Origin of the sequence: Sphingomonas sp. (assembly GCF_035944535.1) — a bacterium.
In the GTDB taxonomy this organism is placed as follows: Bacteria; Pseudomonadota; Alphaproteobacteria; order Sphingomonadales; family Sphingomonadaceae; genus Sphingomonas_B.
In genome coordinates this window covers 82,144-102,000 of record NZ_DASZBC010000001.1, presented here as the reverse complement: position 1 = coordinate 102,000, position 19,857 = coordinate 82,144, and the positions used below count along the sequence as shown (strand labels likewise).

Here is a 19,857-nt window from a genome sequence, read left to right as displayed (position 1 = left end):
GCGCAAGCTCCAGAACTGTCATGCCGCCGAAGCAGAACCCGATCGCGGCAACACGGTTGGCCTGCACACCATCGAGCTCGCAGAGCGCGTCTAGGGCAGCGCGCACCCGGCGACGGAGATGCGCCGGGTCAGCTCGGAATGTCGCAAGAGCTGCGTGCATCTCGTCCCCTTGGAGGACGCGGCCTTCACCATGCATGTCTGCCGCCGCGGCAATGTAGCCGAGTTTGGCTAGCCGCCTGCAGTGCTCCCGGACGTTACCGCCAATGCCGTCTGCTTCATGTACAACGAGAACGGCAGCGCCGTTCGAAACAGTCGGAGGGCGGTACAGCTCGCCTCTGAGTTGGACACCGCCGTCTTGGTAGGCCCATGGATCTGCGTTGATCTCAATGTCGTTCTTCATAGGTGCGGCTCGACGCGGGAGTGGCCCCCATGTTCCGCCACCATCCCAAGGGCCAAGTTGCGCCCTTAGCGGCCATTATGAGCTTGTGACTGAACGTCCGCGGACGGCCAAGTTCTGCCAGTCTCGCGCTCTTCAGCTGCTGCACCGAAGCTCTAAAGAGACACATGACGAAATCGGCTGGCGAGCGCCTCCAGGGCACTCGCCACCCAATGCGAAGGCACTTCTGGCTGCGACGTACCCCAAACCTACCTGTCTGCACCTCGAGGCGAGGCGGTAGAAGTCGAATAGAGCTGAGGAGCTAACCAGCGCATTGCTTATGTAACCGTAACGAAGTGAGGGCAGCACCGCAGTTTCAGTTCGTACGCGGCCGTACAAACTCGAAGAGGAACCTCGGGCTCTGGTCTTGGTTCATCGATCATCTGCGCCCTCATCCCACTGTAATTCTTGAGTGGCACGACACGACAGGGATAGAGAAGTGCATCCAGGCGGCCTTGCGACCAATTTGGCATCTGCCCCGCCGATTGCCGCTGGCGAGAGGGACACGCTGGCCCCGGCGGCCCGCCTGATCGTGGATTCTGTCGCAGAGGCGCTGGCTGCCGACGGCGCGACGATCGTGCTGCGAAGAAAAGGCGGCGGTGAGACGCTGCTCGCCCACACTGGTGCGCTCGCCGCGGACGCTCGCCCGCCCCGGGCGCCCTTCCTGCTCGCGGACGATAACAGCCGCGAGCCGAGGTGGCGGCATGGCAGTGACGGGCTGTGGCTGACGTCCAGCATCGATATCGCCGGGGGCGAGCTTTCGATCCTTTTCTTCGCCCGCTTTTCGCAGGAGCCGAGCAGCGATGTCGGACGGATCATGGCTCTCTTCGTGCCCGGTCTGCAGGCCTTGGGGTCCGCGGTCGAACAGCGCCGCGACGCCGCTCTGCGGACGGCAAGCTACGAGGCGGCGCTCGACCGATCGGAACTCGGCATCATTCTTCTGGGCAGCGACGCTTCATTGATTTTCGCCAACAGCATCGCCGAGCAGCTGCTCGATTCCGGCGATTATTTGCGGCGCAAGGGCGACGGGATCAGCGCGCGTGGCCTGGGCGACGCGGTGCGCCTGCAGATCGCGATCGAGCATGTCTGCGCAAACGAAGACCATGAAGAGACGCCAGTCGTCCTCTTGAAGCGCCGGCACCCCCTGCGGCCGCTGCTGGTCTGCGTCAGTTCAGCGCAATGCGACCGGGAGGCGGCGAGCGACGCCGGCGCCATATTGCGCATCATCGATCCCGATCGCGATGTGCTGCAGGGCTTGGAGCCGATCTGCGCGCATTACCGACTATCCCCGGTAGAGACCCGACTGGCCTGCCAGCTCGCCAAGGGCGCGACGCTGGATGACGCCGCGGCGACGCTGCGGATCAAGCCGCAGACCGCGCGCTCTTACCTCAAGCAAGTCTTCCTCAAAACGGATACCAACCGCCAACCCGAGCTGATCGGTCTGCTGATCGCCAGTGCCGTGAGGGCGCTGCCGACCGGTCGCTTCCGTATCGTTTGACGGGCGTTCAAAACCACCCCCGAACAGGGGGAGTTGAGGGCTTGGCCTGGGGGGGCAAGTAGTTCTGGACGGGGGGAAAGACTTTCTCCGAGATGAACGAAACAGCAGTGGTGCCGATTTGACTCGGCGCCGCCGCGGCTCCCCGAACAGACGTGGCGTCCAGTACTTGTGGAGGATGCGTCCCGATGAAGAAAACACTCCTGGCGTCCAGCGCCCTTGTTGCGCTCATGCTCACGGCTCCCGCCACGGCTCAAACCGATCCGGGTACCACGACGGTCAATACCGATAACAGCGACAACAGCATGGCTAATGCCGGCACCGTCGGCGCGAACAACGGCGGCACTGCGGTGGACAATACCGACAACTCGACCAGCACTCAGACCAGCACCAACTCGTCTACCAACAGCAGCAATAACACTAGCACGAATGCGTCGACGAACAGCAGCAACAACACGGCGACCTACAACACGGACAATTCGGACAATTCCGACCGGTCCGACAATTCGACCAACGGCAGCAACAACGACAACAGCACCACCACCAACACCGACGCCCCGGACAATTCCGATCGCTCGGACAACTCCGACCGTTCCGACAACTCGGTCAATGGCAGCAACAACGACAATTCGGTCACGAACAACACCGACAACTCCGATAACTCGGACCGGTCGAACAACTCAATGAACGACAGCAACAACGACAACTCGACCACAACCAACACCGACGCCTCCGACAACTCGGATCGATCGGATAATTCGGACAACTCGACCAACGGAAGCTACAACGACAGCTCCGACAATTCCGACAACTCGGATCGGTCCGACAACTCGACGCGGAACATCAACAACGACAGCTCGACCACGACGACGACCAACACCGACAACTCCGACAATTCGGATCGTTCGGACAATTCGATGAACGACAGCAACAACGACAACTCGACCACCACCACCACGACGACGAATACCGACAATTCGGACAACTCAGACCGTTCGGACAACTCGGACAATTCCGACAACTCGGATCGCTCGGACAACAGCGCCGCCAATGGCGGCCGGGTCGCGGCCAACAATGGTGGCACGGCGACGGACAACACCGACAACTCGGATCGCTCCGACAACTCGGACAACTCCGACAATTCGGATCGCTCCGACAATTCGACGCGGAACAGCAATAACGACAGCTCGGACAGCTCCGACAACTCGGTTGACGGCAGCTACAACGACAACTCCGACAACTCGGACCGTTCCGACAACTCCGATCGTTCGGACAACTCCGTCGCTTACAGCAACAACAGCTCGACGGCGCACACAGGCGGCGCCGCCACGCAGAACGCGTTCGGCGACGGCTCGATCGTATCGTCGTCGACCCTGTCCAGCTACGTCACGGGCGTCAGCGTCAGCTTCGCCGGCGGCGAGTCGGGCGGTGCCCCCGCGGCCAATAATGGCATGAGCGTCGGCGGCAGCGCCTTCCAGAACTTCGCTGGCATGCAGTCGATGAACCTGAACACCGGCGTCGGCGCATCGCAGAATGCGAGCGTCAACGTCACTGCTTCGACAGGCGATGTGAGCTTCGGCGCTCCGCAATAGCCAGGTGACTCCCGGGCCGGCGAGCATTCGCCGGCCCGGCCTCTTTCTCCCTGGAGTTTTCAGACGATGATCCGCCCCCTCTTTTTCCTCGCACTCGCCATGGCATCCCCGGCAGTGGCGCAGGAAGCATTCGAAGTGGCACCTGTGTCCGACACCGCGCTGCGGGTGATCGCCGGCCGTGCGGACACTTCGATGCTTGCCCGGTCCGAACAGACCAGCGCCGTTTCGGAAAACAGTGTCGGCGACAATGTCGCCACCGGTGATGTCCGCATCGATGCCCAGGCCTTTCAGAACCTGCAGGGTCTGTCGCTGCTGAACGTCAACACCGGCAATAACGTGTCGATGAACAGCGCCATGAATGTGAACATCGCGATCAATCCGGGCCAATGAAGGCAGCGGCCTCGATCTGCGCCTCGGCTTTGCTGGCCGGCTGCTCGGCGTCGCTTTCGAGCAGCCATCGCGTCACGACCAGCATGGGCGGAACCGGTGACCTGCTGATGCCGGTCCGCAGCATGGAGGAGCAGAAATTCGCCGGCATTGTCCGGCAGAGATATGACTTCAGCTGCGGCTCGGCCGCGCTCGCGACCTTGCTGCGCTTTCACTACGGGCGCGCTATGGGCGAGCAGGAGGCGTTTCTTGGCATGTGGCGCGACGGCGATCGGGATGCGATCCGAAAGGTCGGCTTTTCCCTCCTCGACATGAAGCGCTATCTGTCCGGCATTGGCCTTGCAGCCGATGGGTTCAAGGTCTCGCTCGATCAAATTCAGAAAACGGCCATTCCCGGCATCGCCCTCATCACCGTCAAAAATTATCGCCATTTCGTCGTGGTGAAGGGGGTCAGCGACCGCGAGGTGTTGATCGGGGACTCCTCCGTTGGGCTTCGGGCCGTGCCGCGAGACGAATTTCAGGCGCTCTGGAATGGCGTGTATTTCGTCCTGAACGCCGAAAAGGATCGTGGCCGCAAGGCCTTCAACACAGGCCTGCAATGGGCGAGCTTGCCGCGAGCGCCGCTGGGAGCGCGCTTCACCGATCCGATCAGTCAGCAGGCGTTGGCCTTGACCGCGCCCTTTTACCGGGATTTTTGAGAAATGCTCTCCATGCTCGCTCTCACCGGCGCCGCAGCTTTTGCGGCGCCTCCCGTTACGGACACGGAACTGTCGGCCATGCGGGGCGGTTTCAGACTTCCCGGAGGACTGGAAGCAACCATGACCGTGCAGACTGAAACCAGCGTCAATGGCGGCTTGCTGTTGCGAAGCGTGTACCGCGTCTATGAGGGCGTGCCGTCGCTGCAAGTGTTCGCGCCCCGCGTCGGCGAGATGGTGCCGGGGCAGGCTGCGGGCAACACGGCACGAGCCTCTCAAGGGACGGTCAGCATCAATTTCGACCGGCAAAACGGCATCAGCATTGCCAGACAGGTCGCCCTGCCGACGGGCAGCGTGAAGGTCGGCGCCAGTGGCACCCCGACCGAAAGCGGCGACACACTCCCGCCACTCGATCTCGCTTCCGGTCCGGTCGAAACGGCGGGGGGGCGCGTCTCCGTCTCCGAACTTCCGCAAGGCATACGCTCGCGGATCGAGGGCGACGGTATCGATGCAAGCCACTTGTTCGGCGCTGCCTTCGGCTCCGTCGTCGCCAACACCGCCAATGAACGGTCGATCGACAGTTCCACGACCATTGCGGTAGATCTGCGCGGTGCGACCGCGATGAACCTGGGCTCTGCCCTACTCCGCGCCGAGGCGATCGGGGCCGAGACCGTGCGCCGGCTGGTGGTCCGTTGATGCGCCGGGCCGCGATCACACTGCTGCTTGCCGCGACCTCCGCGCCCGCGCTCGCGCAGGATACGATCGAATCCCTGCGGGCCGAAGTCACCGCCCAGCGCGAGCAGTTGCAGCGGCAGGATGAGCGGCTACGCGCGCTGGAAGCGCGATTGCAGTCGGTAAGCGCGGCGAACGGTAGTGGCGTTGTTCCTTCGCCCGGGCTGCGCACCGGTCAGGCGCCGGTGGAAACGGTCGGTGCCGCGCCGTCCGACTTCGACCAGATGCCGCAAGTGGCGGTGCTCGGCGACCAGGGCAATGTGATCACGCGGGCCGGGCAATTGACCGGCGAGCTCACCGCCGAATATGCGCGCGCCGACCGCAACCGCGCGATCTTCCGCGGCATCGAGCTCGTCGAGTCAGTGCTGGTCGGCGTCTTCGACATCAACGAAAGTCGACAGGATATTCTCACCGCGGCGCTCGGCCTGCGTTACGGGATCACGGACCGATTCGAAGTCGGCGTCCGCCTGCCCTACGTCTATCGCAACGACGCCTCTATTCTGGCGCCGATCGCTGGTTCGACCGGCAATGATGCCGCCGCCACCATCGACAATTCGGCGCGTGGAGATGGCATCGGCGATGTCGAGGTTTCCGCGCGCTATCAGCTCACCCGCGCCCAGGCCGGGCGGCCTTTCCTGATCGCGAACCTGCAAGCCGTGTTCCCGACCGGCAGCAATCCCTTCAATGTGCCTCGTGACGATACCGGCCGTGCCCTGGAAGCAGCGACGGGCGCTGGCTTCTACGGAATTTCGCCCAGCCTGACGGGCATCCTGCAAACCGATCCCGCCGTGCTTTTCGGAACGGTCGGGTATAATTTCAATCTGGCCAGGAACGTCGATGCGCGCATCCCGCCGGTACAGATCGACCGGGTCGATCCCGCCGACGCGGTGTTCGCCAGCGCCGGCATCGGCGTTTCCCTGAACCAGCGCACGTCGATCAATCTGGGCTATGCTCACACCTGGGGCTTCGGCACGCGCACCTGGGTCCGCTCCGAAGACGCGCAGGGCGTGCTCGGGCCGCAGGTCACCACCACGTCCCGCGACCTCCAGATCGGCCGCTTCCTGTTCGGGGTCACCTACCGTGTCAACGACCGGGCGAGCCTGAACTGGGCAGTCGAGGTAGGCGCGACAGAGGATGCCGCCGACCTGCGGACGGTGATCCGCGTGCCGATCATCCTGTTGGGCGGGCGATAGACGGCGGCGGGGGTCTCACCCGTCCTTGCCAAAGGGCGCGATCAGGCGGACATACTCGGCTTCGGCTTTCCCGTAATTCTCGCCGGCCGCGCGCCTCAAGCCGCTCCTGTTGCAAATGGTGATCAGGCGGCGGCTCGAGCGGATCAGCCCTTCGCCCTCCAGCAGGTGCAAGGCATCGGTCACGCTGGCGCGGCGCACCCCCAGCATCACGCCGATTTCCGCATGAGTGAGCTCGATTTCGTCGCCCGCCAGCCGGTCGTGGTTCATCAACAGCCAGCGCGACAGGCGGCGTTCGACGGAGTCGTTGAGGTTCGAAACAGCCGTATGCGTGAGTTGGATGATGAAGCTCTGCACGAACAGGTTGAGCACGGATCGCAGAGTCTCGCTCTGCCCGCATGCGCTCAGCAGGTGATCGGTCGAGCAACGCAGCGCGACGCCGCCACCATAGGTGGCGGTCACCTCGTGCGGCGAGACATCGCAACCCAACAGCACGTGCGCGCCGACCAGCCCTTCGAAACCGATGATGCCGATCCCGGTCCGCTCGCCGCCTAGGCCGATCGAGGCGTAGGAGGCGATCCCGGACTCCGGAAAGCACACGCTGTCGACGCGACTACCGAGGGGCGAGATCACATCTTCCTTGTGAAGCGGGACACGCTCCAAGGCGGTTTCGAGCAGTCCGAAATCCGCATCGCTCAGCGATCGGATCAGCAGGTTGGGCGTCTGTCTCGTCGCTGCAGGCATGGATTTCCGTCAGACGATGGGATGCAAGCTGGGCTACTAGTTGAAACTCTTCACAGCGTTAACAGACGCATCGGCGGAGACGCGGCTCGGTACGCTCGTGTACCGGTCAAGTTGGCAAGCTGTACCTGCTCTCCGTTGGCCCCCTGTCCGGCCGCGAACGGCGGCCTTTGCATCGCCATGTCATAGGAGAGGCTTAAGGCCGTCTTCGGTTCCGGGTGAGGTGGACGGCCTTGAGCCAGCTCACCGAGTGAATGCACTCCGTCCGATGCGAAGCGCGTCGCCACTTCTAGAACATTGACGATCGCCGGCGAGGATCTCCCAGACGACGGAACATTCCTGCGGAGCCCTTCCTACTGACGTCTGAACGAGGTCGTGACTGAGAAGCTCGACGGAGCGGAATGAGTCTGGCCGCCAAGTCGCGGCCCTCCCTACGCCCGTGATCATTAAGGCGTGGAGCATCCTTTTGCGTTCACAGATGCGGAGATCAGGCAAAGCACCAGCTGGATGAGGTCAGCTCTGAGAAGTGACCTTCGGCCGAACCGTGCTCTTGAAGCGGACAGCCACCTGAGTTCCGCATTCGGATGCGATCTCCAGACTACCGCCAAGCTGACGAGACAGCCCCTTCATCAGCTTCATGCCCAAGCTACCGTCCCGAACCGGCCTTGTGATCCCGGCACCATCGTCGGAGATCGACAACTCGGTGTAAGGACCGTTTTCGACCAACTTGACCTCTACCAAGCCTGAACCGCCTGCCGGATACGCGTGCTTAAGCGCATTGGTGACTGCCTCGTTGATGATCAGGCCAATGGGCGTCACGCGCTCGGTACCCATCACCAGATCGTCGCACTGATGGACGATGCGGATATCGCTGCCCTTCGGAACTGTCGTTCCTAGCGATGAGCATAGCGTATCGAGAAGCGCAGCCATCCTCACCTGCTGCGGCCCGCCGCCTCCGCTGGTTTGGTGCAGCGCCTCGTGAACACGGGCGAGGACCATCAACCTGGACTGTGCTTCGAGAAGGACGGCGCGTTCACCACTCGTCTCGGCCGAGCCGGCCTGAAAGGTGAGGAGGGAGGCTGCGAGCTGGATCGTGTTCTTCACACGGTGATGCACCTCTTCTACAAGGTCGTCCTTGTCGCGAGCAACTTGCTTCAGCTCGTCCATGAGCTTGGCCTTGCGGCGTAGCTTGATCGCGAGGACGAGCTGCACCGCAAGCTGCTCCATGACGCGAGCATCAGTGGCGCAAAACTGTCGGTCAGGCTCATGCGAGACGACCCACAATGTTCCTATCGGGCGCTTGCCGGTATCGTAGAGCGGCACGACAAGTCCCTCGACAATCTCCGCTTCAGCGTCGTCGAAGTAAGTGAACACGCGAGCCGGACGATCGACAAGGATCGTGTGGTGATGATCAAGGCACAGGCCACAAGGGGAGAAGTCACGCGGTGTGGTCCCACCCACATAGGGTGCAAACTCGCCCTTCAGGCTCGTCCAGACGAACACGGGCCCGCCGTCCTCATCGACACCAAGCTCGCTTAACCCCGATGATCCGGCCGCCGGGCAAAGCTCCAGCGCCAGATCAAGGAAGCGGTCGATTGCCAGCTGGGGATCTGCGGTCATGAGCTCGGACAGCTCGCGATGAGCAGATAACTCCGCGCTAAGATCCGGCGCACGCTGGACTCTCTGGTACAGCTCTTGGGTGATCAGCAGCTGATCTACGCTGAGGTCTGTAGCCATGCCTGCCCCCTGTTGTAATGGCGCGCGGACATAATCACGGTTGGAGGGGCTTATACAAGCAACGTGGATCAGGCCGGCGATCGTCTCGAAACTGTCGGCTCATCTCGAATACGAACTCACGTGGTCAAATCCCGGCCGCCTTGTGTGTGCAGGCCCTACTGACGGAGGTCCGCTGCGGGTCGTTAGCGGACGTTTACGGCTGCACTGCGAAGGGCAGCTATGGGCGCACGCCTGCCTAATGCGGTTCCCTTTTGCGCTCGGTCGAATAGCATCGCCGTATCAGGTCTCTTGAAGGGAGGGCGCTGCGAAGATGCGCATTCTACCGTACGCGATTGCTATGACGTGGCTCGCAAGCACCACAGCATCCTTGGCAGCGCCTGATCTTGTAATCCTAAATGCAAAGATCTTCACAGCGGATCAGAAGCTACCATACGCCCAGGCGGTTGCGGTAGAGAAAGGGAGCATAGCCTTCGTCGGCAGCACTGAAGGCGCGCGGAAACTCGCAGGAAAAGGCACCCGCGTTATCGATGCCGGCGGACATCTGGTTGTTCCTGGACTGATCGAAGCACACGGACACGCTGGCCCCTATCCGGCCGGGAAAATTGTGGAGCTGCCAGGTTTGCCTTGGCCTGGCCCAACGCCTGATCAGGCGCTCGATGCCGTGCGCCGGGCAGCCGTCACCGAGCGAGGCTGGCTGCTGGGCACCATCGGCGCAGCAATAATGGCGGATCAGCGGGATTGGCGTACTGCTCTTGACGGTGTCGCGCCTGACACGCCCGTGTTGCTTCGTCCATGGTGGGGCCACGGAATGACGGTGAATAGCCGTGCACTGGAAGTACTGGGCATCAAGGACAGTGATCCCGACCCGGTGGGAGGCTGGTACGGCCGGACGGCCGAAGGCCGGCTGAACGGTCGCATTCGGGAGCGCGCCGAGATTAGGGTCATCCGACGTTTGTCAGAAGCTGTATCGCCTGCGGAGGCGGCCAAGATTTTCGCCGCTACTGGTGCGCAATATGCACGCTGGGGCGTCACCAGCTTCCATCAGATGGCCAATAACCTGTCGCTGAAGTCGACGCTGGCAGCACTCAGTTCGGCTACGCCCACCATCAAATGGAGCATCTACGCGTGGGGGCTGCCCAACTCAGCTATCGATGAAGCATGGGGTGAGTTCAGCACAGCTGGCGCGGCTTCACCTCTGGTGCGGATCGCCGGGTCCAAATGGATGCTCGATGCGACGCCGATCGAGCGCGACGCACACCTGCGCGAAGCTTATCAAGGTTCGCCCGGCAACAAGGGCCGTCCCAACTACACTCCCGAGGAGGTCCGGCAGATACTTCGCGGTGCACTGAAGGAGCGGCGACAGCTTGCCTTGCACGTGTCTGGCGATGGAGAGATGGCGAGGCTCTTTGGTCTGATGGAGGAGGTCGCACCCGCCGCCACTTGGAGGCACCAGCGCGTCCGCATCGAACATGGCGACGGGCTGACGCCTGATCTATTACCCATGGCTAAGCGGCTTGGCGTGATTCTGGTGGAGAACCCGCTTCATGTCGCGCCCTCTCGAGACGAGACCGGCGGTGAAATGATGGTCACTCGGCTGGGCGAGAAGCGCGCTCGAGATTTCCAGCTCCTCAAATCAGTCGTGACCTCGGGTGTACCGCTCGCCCTAGGTTCGGACGCAGGCGGCGAAGTGGCCAACCCATTTCTCAACATCATGCTGGCGGTCCGCTACGACCGGAACCCGGCAGAGGCGCTTACCCGTGAGCAGGCGCTTATCGCCTACACCAGTGGCGCCGCTTACGCAGAACAAGCGGAGAAGAGAAAGGGAGCCATCGCCGTAGGTAAGGCAGCTGATCTGGCCGTATTGTCGCAAGACATCCTGACCGCTCCCCTCGAGCGCCTGCCTGCAACCAGGAGCCTGCTAACGTTGGTGGATGGCCGAGCCGTGCATGAGGACTCCGCTCTTAGGAACTAGCTCAGCTTAGGTGAGGGCGCAGTGCTGACATCTGCCTTACGACTACTAACGGTGTTATCGTTGCCGTCGTCACTGAGCTACATCACTGACCGGAACGGGCGCAAGCCGGCCATGCGGACACGTGGAGCAGGGCGTAAGAGACAATCGCCCCGATGTTTGCCAACTAGAGCCCGTAATGAGAGTCTCTGTCCTGCGTGGGCAGGGGACATTCGGACCTAAGGTCCCGTGAACTCGCCGCTTTCCTGGCGCATCGGGGACCCAGCGGCGAGATGGTCTCGGCCGGCCGGACTGGATGGTGAGCCCTGCTGGATTCGAACCAGCGACCTACTGATTAAAAGTCAGTTGCTCTACCGACTGAGCTAAGGGCCCTTGCGAGGGCGTGCCCTAGGCGCGGGGGCGGCGGCGGTCAACCGCGTGGGCGAGGTGGCGGACGGTGCGGCCGGTCAGCGGGTCGCGCCAATCGGGGGCGATCTCGGACAAAGGCTGCAGCACGAAGCGGCGGGTGCGGAACGCCGGGTGGGGCACCGTCAGGATCGCGTCGGACCAGCTGCCTTCGGACCAGAGGATGATGTCGAGATCGAGCACGCGAGGCCCCCAGCGGCGGCCGGGGCGCCGGCCGAAGCTGCGTTCCAGCCCCTTCAGCCCGTGGAGCAGGGCAGGGGGGGCAAGGTCCGTGCGCAGCAGCAGCGCGGCATTGGCGAAGCTGCGGCCGGCCGGGCCCAAGGCCGGGGTTCTGATGGTCGGCGACACCGACTGCACTTCGCCGATCGCCGATAGGGCGGCCATAGCCGCTGCGACCACTTGCGCGGGGCCGCCATGCCGGTAGTGGCGGCGGTTGGAGCCGATCGCGATGGCATAGCTTGTCCCCGTCACCCGACCGCGCCTACCCTAGCAGTCGTGCCCTTTGCCAGTCCCCTGCCCGAGACCGAGCCGCCGCGCGACTGCCCCCGCTGTCCGCGCCTGGTCGCCTTTCGCGAGGAGCTTCGCGCCGAATATCCGGACTGGTGGAACGCGCCGGTGCCGGCGTTCGGCGAACGCGATGCCTGGCTGGTGATTATCGGCCTTGCACCCGGCAAGCACGGCGCCAACCGCACCGGCCGGCCCTTCACCGGCGACTATGCGGGCGAACTGCTGTTCGAGACGCTCGCCAAATTCGGCCTGGCGCGCGGCACCTACCGCGCGGACCCCAACGATGGCTTTGAACTCGACGGCGTCGCCATCTGCAACTCGGTCAAATGCCTGCCGCCGGAGAACAAGCCGGTGCCGGAGGAGATCGCCAACTGCCGGCCGTTTTTGGCCGCTCAGATCGACGCGCTTACCGACGCCCGCGTCTATGTCGCACTCGGCCAGATCGCCCACCAATCGGCGGTGCGGACACTCGGTGGCAAGCTCGCCGCGTGCAAGTTCGGCCATCTTGCCGAGCACCGCTTCGCCGGCGGCGAAGTGCTGATCGATAGTTATCACTGCTCGCGCTATAATCAGAACACGGGGCGACTGACGCGCGACATGTTCGAGGCCGTCTTCGAGCGTGCACTGGCTTTTCGCCCCTCCGGAAAGGGAGTATAAGCCGGACAGGAGGAGGTGACGCGATGTTGATCCTTGCTCTTTCGCTTGCCGCCGTGCCGGCCCCGCTCCAGCTGGCGCGGGCCCTGCCAATCTGCCGCGAGGCGCGGCCCAGCCTGGTTCAGGATCGCGCCACGGGCCGTCCTCAACGGCTGGGCGAACTGCCGCAGGCCCACGCCTATCTGACGGTGATGCGGACTGAAAATGGCTGCATCAGGCCGGTGCTGGTCCGCGAGGAGCGCGCTCGTCGTCCCTGACTGATGTTCGTCGATTGGCCGCGTTGACCTGCGGCCGGACTCGTCGCACACCTCTCCCCATAAGCTCGTGAGGGGAGGATTTCATGAAGTTGATGACGTGCGCGGCGGCTGCCGCGGCGTTCGTGCTGCCTGGCGCGGCGATCGCCCAGGCACGGCCCACGGCCGACTCGCTGGTGCAGCGCCACATCGAAGCCTTGGGCGGCGAGCAGGCCTTTGCCGGCCTGAACTCGGTTCAGTTCGAAGGCGAGCTGCGCTTCCCGGGCGACTTCAAGCTCACCTACAAGGAAGTGCGCGCCAAGGAGAAGCAGGCTTCCCGCACCGAGGCGGCGCTGCAGGGCCTGACGCTGACTCAAGGCTATGACGGCAGCAGTGGCTGGCGGATCAATCCCTTCCAGGGGCGCAAGGACGCCGAGACAATGTCGGCGGACGAGGCGCGTTCCGCCGCCGACTCGGGCTCGATCCTCGGCGCCCTGGTGAACGCCAAGGCCGAAGGCTCGGTCGTCACCTATCTCGGTCGCGAGGATTTCGACGGCACCGACACGCACAAGGTGAAGGTGGTGCAGAAGGATGGCGACGAGTTCGTCTATCTGCTCGAGCCGGAGACGATGCTCGCGATCAAGATGACCGAGACGCGGCGCATTCGCGGTGCGCAGCAGGTCACCGAATATGAGCTGGGCGATTACGAGAAAGTCGCCGGCGTCTATTTCCCGATGTCGATCGAGAGCTGGCAGGACGGCCAGTCGAGCCAGCGGCAGCGCGTGACGATCGAAAAGGCGACGGCCAATGTGCCGGTCACGCCGGCGATGTTCGCCCAGCCTGCTTCCCCCTCCACTCCGACCGCGAAGTGAGCCGCCCGATGCGCCACATTCTTCTCGCCACCACCGCGCTGCTGATCGCCGCGCCCGCCGTCGCCGCCACGACTCCTGCCGCCAACATCTCTGGCCTGGGCATCCGCAATGTCGGTTCCGCCCAGATGTCGGGCCGCATCTCCGCGCTTGCCGCGCGCCAGGAAAAGGACGGCAAGACAACCATTTACGCCGGTGCCGCCTCGGGCGGCGTCTGGAAGTCCGAAGATGGCGGCACGACCTTCAAGCCCATCTTCGACAAGCAGCCGGTCCAGTCGATCGGCGCGGTCGCCCTCGATCCGAACAATCCGAAAACCGTCTGGGTCGGCACCGGCGAGAGTTGGACGCGCAACTCGGTCTCGGTGGGCAACGGAATCTACAAGTCGACCGACGGCGGCGACACCTGGGAGCATATGGGCCTCCCGACCAGTGAGCGGATCGTCAAGATCCTGGTTCATCCCAAGGACGGCAACACCGTCTATGTCTGCGTGCCGGGCCGGCTCTGGTCCGACAGCGCCGATCGCGGGCTCTACAAGACGACAGATGGCGGCAAGAGTTGGCAGCATGTGCTCAAGCCCGCCAACCTGTCGACCGGCTGCTCGGGCGTGGACATGGATCCATCCAACCCGGAGCGGCTGCTCGCCGGAACCTGGGATTTCCGCCGCAAGGGCTGGACCTTCCGCTCCGGCGGCGACGGCCCCAATGCACCTTCCGGCAGCCGGATGCTGGAGTCGCTCGACGGCGGCCGCAGCTGGCGCGAGCTCAACGACGGCAACACGACCGGCCTGCCGAAGCAGCCCTGGGGCCGCGTCGAAGTGGTGTTTGCACCCAATGATCCGAAGCGCGTCTATGCGTTCGTCGAGAATGTCCGCTCGGCACTCTATGTGTCGGAAGACGGCGGCAAGACCTTCCAGGAGCGCGACCGCAGCCAGGGCATGGTCTGGCGGCCTTTCTATTTCGGCAAGATCGTCGTCGACCCGACCAATGCCGACCGGCTGTTCAAGATGGGCTATTTCGTCATTGCCTCCGAAGACGGCGGCAAGAGCTTCGCGGGCTCGGGCGGCGCTTCCCATGCCGACTGGCATGATGTCTGGATCAATCCGACCAATCCCAAGCATCTGATCGGCGGCGATGATGGCGGCATCTGGATCAGCAAGGATGGCGGCAACAAATGGGAGCACGCCAAGAACCTGCCGTTGAGCCAGTTCTACCATGTCAGCGTCGACGATAAGGACCCGTACCAGGTCTATGGCGGCCTGCAGGACAACTCGTCCTGGGTCGGCGACCAGGAATATCCCGGTGGCATCAGCAATCATCGCTGGGAGAATCTCTATGGCGGCGACGGCTTCTGGGTATTCGCCGATCCGACCGATCCCGATTATGTCTATGCCGAATATCAGGGCGGCGCGCTGTCGCGGATCAACCGCAAAACGCTGCAGGCCAAGTTCATCCAGCCCGCAGCCGGCTATAAGGAAAAGCTGCGCTGGAACTGGAACACGCCGCTGCACCTGAGCCCGCACGAAAAGGGCACGCTCTACATGGGCTCGCAGTACCTGTTCCGCACGCGCGACCAGGGCAAGAGCTGGGACCGCATCTCGCCCGATCTCACCACCAACGATCCGAAGAAGCAGCAGCAGGAGCAATCGGGCGGCATCACCGTCGATAACTCGGCGGCGGAGATGCACACGACCATCTACTCGATCTCGGAAAGTCCCAAAGCCGCCGGCCAGATCTGGGTGGGGACGGACGACGGCAATGTGCAGCTGACCCGCGACGGCGGCGGCAGCTGGACCAATGTCACCAAGAACCTGAAGCTGCCGAAGGACAGCTGGATCAGCTGGGTCGAAGCCAGTCGCCACGATCCGGCAGTCGCTTATGTCACGGTCGACCGGCACATGAGCGGCGACTTCGCGCCCTATCTCTACCGCACCGCCGATTACGGCCGCACCTGGAAGCCGCTGATTGGACCCAGGACAGAAGGCGTTCGCGGCTATGCGCATGTGGTGAAGGAGGATCGGCTCAACCCGAGCCTGCTGTTCGTCGGCACCGAGTTCGGCCTTTTCTCGTCGCTCGACGGCGGCGCGAGCTGGTCGCAGTTCCAGCCGAACAACTTCCCCAATGTGGCGGTGCGCGACATCGCGATCCAGGAGCGGGAAGACGATCTGGTGCTCGCCACCCATGGCCGCGGCATCTGGGTGATCGACGATGTGAGCCCGCTCAGGGCGTTGTCGGCCGATAAGCTGGCCGCCAATGCGGTGCTGCTGCCGGCCCAGGCGGTGCAGCAGCGCATCCTCGGGAATGGCGGCTGGCCTGAGGGCAATGACGTGTTCTCGGGCGAGAATCCGCCGTCCGGTGCGGTGATCACCTACTATCAGAAGCAGCGTCACGTGATCGGGCGGATGAAGCTCGAAGTGCTCGATGATAAGGGCAATGTCGTCGAGGAACTGCCGGCGTCGAAGCGCAAGGGGCTGAACCGCGTCGTCTGGGCGATGCGGACCAAGCCGCCGGTCGTCCCGCCAGCCGCCTCGCTCGCCTTCAACTCGACGCAAGGCCAGCGGATCATGCCGGGCAACTATACGGTGCGGCTGACCAAGGGCGGCGAGGTCTCGACCATGCCGCTGGTGATCGGACTCGACCGCCGCGCCAACTTCACCGTCGACGATCGCGCCCAGCAATATGCGGCCGCCGAGCGGGTGAAGAGCCTATTCGCGCGGATGACCCGGACGACAATGGAGATCAACGGAGCCCGCGGAATGGCCGACCAGATTGCCGCCAAGCCCGACGCGACGGCGGCGCAGAAGGCCGAAGCGCAAGCCTTCTCCGACAAGGCGAACGTGATCCGCAAGAAGCTAGTCGCGACCACCGAAGGCGGCGCGATCACCGGCGAGGAGCGGCTCCGCGAGCAGATGGACACGGCCTATGGCCTGGTCACTTCGACTGAGGAGCGGCCGACCGCCTATGCGCTCGCCCGCATCGACGCGCTCGAAAAGGAGCTGGTCGAGGTCGAGGCGGAATGGGCGGCGCTAAAGGGCGACGCGATGAAGAAGCTGCAGTCGGCGGCCGTGACGATCGGCCTCGAGTCGTTCGACGTGGCTTCCGTAAAGCTGCCGGAACCGGTCGGCGGCGGCTCGGTCTCCGCGCTGGCGGATGGCCTGATCGGCTGGCGCTATGTCGGCAGCTTCAAGGCGCTGAAGCGGACGAAGGCGGCGGACCGGACGGAGTAAGGCCAAAGGGACTGGCACCTCAACTCCGTTCGGCCTGAGCTTGTCGAAGGCCTCCCTTCTTCTTCCAGCGCTGGAGAAGAGAAGGGAGGGCTTCGACAGGCTCAGCCCGAACGGATTTTGTAAACTTGCCGATGACGCGACTCTCCCCCATATGGCGCGCGGGAGTCGGGCGGACGGTGCCGTCGCCAACTTGGTCAGGTCCGGAAGGAAGCAGCCACAACGATTTCGCCCCGGGTCGTTCCGGCTCCCACCGCGCAGCGCGGGCACGGATTAGCTTCAGCTAATCCGACCTCGCGCAAGCGCGACCGGCCTCGCCGAGGCGAGGACCGACGGCCTGGCTTCGCCAGGTCGCCGCCACCTTCTCACAAGGCAGAAGAAAGAGCAGGGCTTCGACAGGCTCAGCCCGAACGGTTAGAGGTTGGCCCAGCATGCCCGAATCCTCCGCCTATCGCGTCCTTGCCCGCAAATACCGGCCGCAGCGTTTCTCCGAGCTGATCGGCCAGAACGCCATGGTGCAGACCCTCGGCAACGCGATCCGGCGCGACCGGCTGGCGCATGCCTTTCTGCTCACCGGGGTGCGCGGGGTGGGCAAGACCTCGACCGCGCGGCTGATCGCCAAGGCGCTGAACTGCATCGGGCCGGACGGGCAGGGCGGTCCGACTATCGACCCTTGCGGGCAGTGCGAGCCGTGCCGGGCAATTGCGGAGGGACGGCATATCGACGTCGTCGAGATGGACGCCGCGTCCCACACCGGCGTCGACGATGTGCGCGAGATCATCGAGGCGGTGCGCTATTCGGCGGTGTCGGCCCGCTACAAGGTGTACATCATCGACGAAGTGCACATGCTGTCGAAGAACGCGTTCAACGCGCTGCTGAAGACGTTGGAAGAGCCGCCAGCGCATGTGAAATTCCTGTTCGCGACCACCGAAGTGAACAAAGTGCCGGTGACGGTCCTGTCGCGCTGCCAGCGCTTCGACCTGCGCCGTATTCCGGCCGACAAGCTCGCCGCGCATTTCGCCAAGGTCGTCAAAGCGGAAGGCGCACAGGCCGAAGAGGAAGCGCTGGCGCTGATCGCCCGTGCTGCCGAGGGCTCCGCGCGCGACGGCTTGTCGATCCTCGACCAGGCGATTGCCCATGCTGACATGGAGGGCGGGCAGGTCTCGGCTGCACAGGTGCGCGAGATGCTCGGCCTGTCCGACCGCGGCGCGATCCGGCGCCTGCTCGGGCATTTGCTAGCAGGCGAGGCGCAGCCGGCGCTCGCGGCACTTCGCGATCAATATGATCTCGGCGTCGATCCGGTCGGCGTGCTGCGCGGGCTGCTTGAGACGGTGCACGGCGTCACCATGGTGAAGATGGGTGGCGCCGCCGATCCGTCGCAAGCCGCCGAAGAGCGCGAGGCCTTGGCGAGGTGGGCCGCGCGCCTGTCCTTCGCGCAGCTGCATCGCTTCTGGCAGCTGCTGCTCAAAGGGCATGAGGAGACCGTCCGCGCGGTGATGCCGCTCGAAGCCGCCGAAATGGCGCTGCTCCGGATCGTCCATGCCGCCGAATTGCCGGACCCCGCCGAGCTGCTGAAGCGCATGGGCAATGGCGAGGCGGCACTCCCGGCTCGCCCCGCCCCGCAACAATCGGCACCACCGCCGCCTAGCTATCCCCCCGATTTCCGCGCGCTGGTCGAACTGCTCGGTCAGGGCGGGAAGCCGTTGCTCGCCCAGCAGCTGCACGACTTTGTGGGGCTGCAACGTTACACGCCACCCGCGCTGGCGGTGAAGCCGCTGAAGCCGCTGGCGGGCGATTTCTTCCGCGACGTGGCGGCGGCACTGAAGACGCTGACCGGTTCGACTTGGACGGTCGCGACCGAGGATCTGGAGGCCGAGCCGTCGCTGCTGGAGCAGGAGCGGGCGATCGAGGCGGCGGCGCGGCAGGCGATCCTCGACACGCCCTTGGTCAAAGCGGCGTTTGAAGCGTTTCCAGACGCGGAGCTGATCGACTATATCCCCGCCGACCGACGGAGTGCCCCATGAAGAATCTCGACGACATCCTCAACATGGCGAAGAACGTGCAGGACGAGCTGAGCAAGGCGCAGGCTAACCTGGATAAGATCGAGGTTGAGGGTGTCTCGGGTGGCGGCATGGTCAAGGTCCGGGCGACGGCCAAGGGCCGGATCATCGCCGTCGATATCGACCCGTCGCTGATCCAGCCGAGCGAAAAGCAGATGCTCGAAGACCTGATCGCCGCCGCGTTCAACGACGCGCGAGCGAAGGCGGATGCGGCGTCGAGTCAGGAAATGGGCAAGATGACGAGTGGGTTGCCGTTGCCTCCGGGGTTTAAGCTGCCGTTCTGACCCGTCATCCCGAACTTGTTTCGGGATAAGGTTAGGGCAGCGCAGCATATGAGGGCACGCGCAGATTCGGGGAGGCGGAACCCTTATCCCGAAACAAGTTCGGGATGACGGCTAGGGCTTCCAATCCCCCGACTTCCCACCCGTCTTGCTGACGAGCCGCACGGCCTCGATTACCATCATTTTGTCGACCGCCTTGCCCATGTCGTAGAGGGTCAGCAGCGCGACGGAGGCGGCGGTGAGCGCTTCCATCTCGACGCCGGTCTGCCCCCGAACGCTCACCGTGGCGGTGGCGGCAATCGCGTCCGCTTCGAACGCGAAGTCGACCGCGGCGCGGGTGATCGGCAGCGGATGACAGAGCGGGATCAGGTCGCTGGTGCGCTTGGCCGCCATGATGCCGGCGACACGCGCGACGGCGAGCGCATCACCTTTCTTGACCGAGCCCGAGCGGATCGCCTCCAGCGCGTCGGCGCTCATTCGGATGCGTCCCGTGGCGACCGCTTCGCGGGCGGTGACGGGCTTGCCCGACACATCGACCATATGCGCGGCGCCCGTTTCATCGAGGTGGGTCAGTTCCGACACCCAAATACTCCGTTCGGGCTGAGCCTGTCGAAGCCCTGTTCTTCTTGAGGCACGTAAAGGGCAGAGCAGGC

At 64.0% G+C, this 19,857-nt stretch carries 17 protein-coding genes, 1 tRNA gene, 1 other RNA gene and 1 pseudogene; 14 read left to right on the top strand and 6 right to left on the bottom strand.

Annotation, left to right across the window (positions count from 1 at the left end):
• A partial coding sequence (locus tag VGT77_RS00495; RefSeq protein WP_327458487.1) for a dienelactone hydrolase family protein occupies window positions 1–400 on the bottom strand: 400 nt, incomplete at its 3' end.
• 502 nt (window positions 401–902) lie between these two features.
• Between VGT77_RS00495 and VGT77_RS00490 the strand changes: the two genes are divergently transcribed.
• The 6 genes from VGT77_RS00490 (at window position 903) to VGT77_RS00465 (ending at window position 6,530) form a co-directional block, all read left to right on the top strand.
• Window positions 903–1,934 carry a hypothetical protein gene (locus VGT77_RS00490; RefSeq protein ID WP_327458485.1) on the top strand — a complete coding sequence of 344 codons (1,032 nt, stop codon included), beginning with the start codon at window positions 903–905 and terminating at the stop codon, window positions 1,932–1,934.
• 185 nt (window positions 1,935–2,119) lie between these two features.
• Window positions 2,120–3,523 (top strand): hypothetical protein, encoded by a 1,404-nt coding sequence (locus VGT77_RS00485; protein ID WP_327458483.1) that lies wholly within the window; start codon window positions 2,120–2,122, stop codon window positions 3,521–3,523.
• A 66-nt stretch (window positions 3,524–3,589) separates the two neighbouring features.
• On the top strand, window positions 3,590–3,913 hold the full coding sequence (locus tag VGT77_RS00480) for a hypothetical protein (RefSeq protein ID WP_327458481.1): 324 nt from the start codon (window positions 3,590–3,592) through the stop codon (window positions 3,911–3,913).
• Entirely contained in the window at window positions 3,910–4,608 is a 699-nt protein-coding gene (locus tag VGT77_RS00475) for a C39 family peptidase (RefSeq protein ID WP_327458479.1), read from the top strand. The genes VGT77_RS00480 and VGT77_RS00475 overlap by 4 nt, the downstream gene beginning before the upstream one ends.
• Before the next feature lie 120 nt (window positions 4,609–4,728).
• Window positions 4,729–5,301, top strand: coding sequence for a hypothetical protein (locus VGT77_RS00470; RefSeq protein ID WP_327458477.1), 573 nt, complete (start codon window positions 4,729–4,731; stop codon window positions 5,299–5,301).
• Entirely contained in the window at window positions 5,301–6,530 is a 1,230-nt protein-coding gene (locus VGT77_RS00465; protein ID WP_327458475.1) for a transporter, read from the top strand. Before VGT77_RS00470 ends, VGT77_RS00465 begins: the two co-directional genes overlap by 1 nt.
• Before the next feature lie 15 nt (window positions 6,531–6,545).
• Here VGT77_RS00465 and VGT77_RS00460 read toward each other — a convergent pair whose 3' ends face one another.
• Both VGT77_RS00460 and VGT77_RS00455 read right to left on the bottom strand, forming a co-directional pair.
• Complete coding sequence (locus VGT77_RS00460; protein ID WP_327458474.1) at window positions 6,546–7,271, bottom strand: Crp/Fnr family transcriptional regulator; 726 nt, start codon at window positions 7,269–7,271, stop codon at window positions 6,546–6,548.
• A gap of 510 nt (window positions 7,272–7,781) precedes the next feature.
• On the bottom strand, window positions 7,782–9,005 hold the full coding sequence (locus tag VGT77_RS00455) for a sensor histidine kinase (protein WP_327458472.1): 1,224 nt from the start codon (window positions 9,003–9,005) through the stop codon (window positions 7,782–7,784).
• A 310-nt stretch (window positions 9,006–9,315) separates the two neighbouring features.
• Here VGT77_RS00455 and VGT77_RS00450 point away from each other — a divergent pair, with 310 nt between their 5' ends.
• Entirely contained in the window at window positions 9,316–10,977 is a 1,662-nt protein-coding gene (locus VGT77_RS00450) for an amidohydrolase (RefSeq protein ID WP_327458470.1), read from the top strand.
• A gap of 293 nt (window positions 10,978–11,270) precedes the next feature.
• Here the strand turns inward: VGT77_RS00450 and VGT77_RS00445 are convergent.
• Window positions 11,271–11,346: transfer RNA gene (locus tag VGT77_RS00445), tRNA-Lys, on the bottom strand.
• A gap of 15 nt (window positions 11,347–11,361) precedes the next feature.
• The gene (gene folK / locus VGT77_RS00440) at window positions 11,362–11,850 is read right to left on the bottom strand and encodes a 2-amino-4-hydroxy-6-hydroxymethyldihydropteridine diphosphokinase (RefSeq protein WP_327458468.1); all 489 of its coding nucleotides are present in this window, start codon (window positions 11,848–11,850) and stop codon (window positions 11,362–11,364) included.
• A 24-nt stretch (window positions 11,851–11,874) separates the two neighbouring features.
• Between folK and VGT77_RS00435 the strand changes: the two genes are divergently transcribed.
• The 7 genes and pseudogenes from VGT77_RS00435 (at window position 11,875) to VGT77_RS00405 (ending at window position 19,207) form a co-directional block, all read left to right on the top strand.
• The gene (locus tag VGT77_RS00435; protein ID WP_327458466.1) at window positions 11,875–12,543 is read left to right on the top strand and encodes a uracil-DNA glycosylase; all 669 of its coding nucleotides are present in this window, start codon (window positions 11,875–11,877) and stop codon (window positions 12,541–12,543) included.
• Between the two features lie 23 nt (window positions 12,544–12,566).
• Window positions 12,567–12,797, top strand: coding sequence for a hypothetical protein (locus tag VGT77_RS00430; RefSeq protein ID WP_327458464.1), 231 nt, complete (start codon window positions 12,567–12,569; stop codon window positions 12,795–12,797).
• A gap of 83 nt (window positions 12,798–12,880) precedes the next feature.
• Window positions 12,881–13,645 (top strand): hypothetical protein, encoded by a 765-nt coding sequence (locus VGT77_RS00425; RefSeq protein WP_327458462.1) that lies wholly within the window; start codon window positions 12,881–12,883, stop codon window positions 13,643–13,645.
• Between the two features lie 8 nt (window positions 13,646–13,653).
• Entirely contained in the window at window positions 13,654–16,866 is a 3,213-nt protein-coding gene (locus VGT77_RS00420; RefSeq protein WP_327458460.1) for a VPS10 domain-containing protein, read from the top strand.
• 157 nt (window positions 16,867–17,023) lie between these two features.
• Window positions 17,024–17,121, top strand: an RNA gene (gene ffs, locus VGT77_RS00415) — signal recognition particle sRNA small type.
• Window positions 17,122–17,282: 161 nt separating this feature from the next.
• A pseudogene (locus VGT77_RS00410) lies at window positions 17,283–18,887 on the top strand (DNA polymerase III subunit gamma/tau); the annotation flags it as partial.
• A complete protein-coding gene (locus tag VGT77_RS00405; protein WP_327458458.1) occupies window positions 18,884–19,207 on the top strand; it encodes a YbaB/EbfC family nucleoid-associated protein in 324 nt (107 codons plus the stop codon). The pseudogene VGT77_RS00410 and the gene VGT77_RS00405, both read left to right, overlap by 4 nt.
• A gap of 111 nt (window positions 19,208–19,318) precedes the next feature.
• Here VGT77_RS00405 and moaC read toward each other — a convergent pair whose 3' ends face one another.
• Window positions 19,319–19,786 (bottom strand): cyclic pyranopterin monophosphate synthase MoaC, encoded by a 468-nt coding sequence (gene moaC, locus VGT77_RS00400; RefSeq protein ID WP_327458456.1) that lies wholly within the window; start codon window positions 19,784–19,786, stop codon window positions 19,319–19,321.
• Window positions 19,787–19,857: the final 71 nt, after the last annotated feature.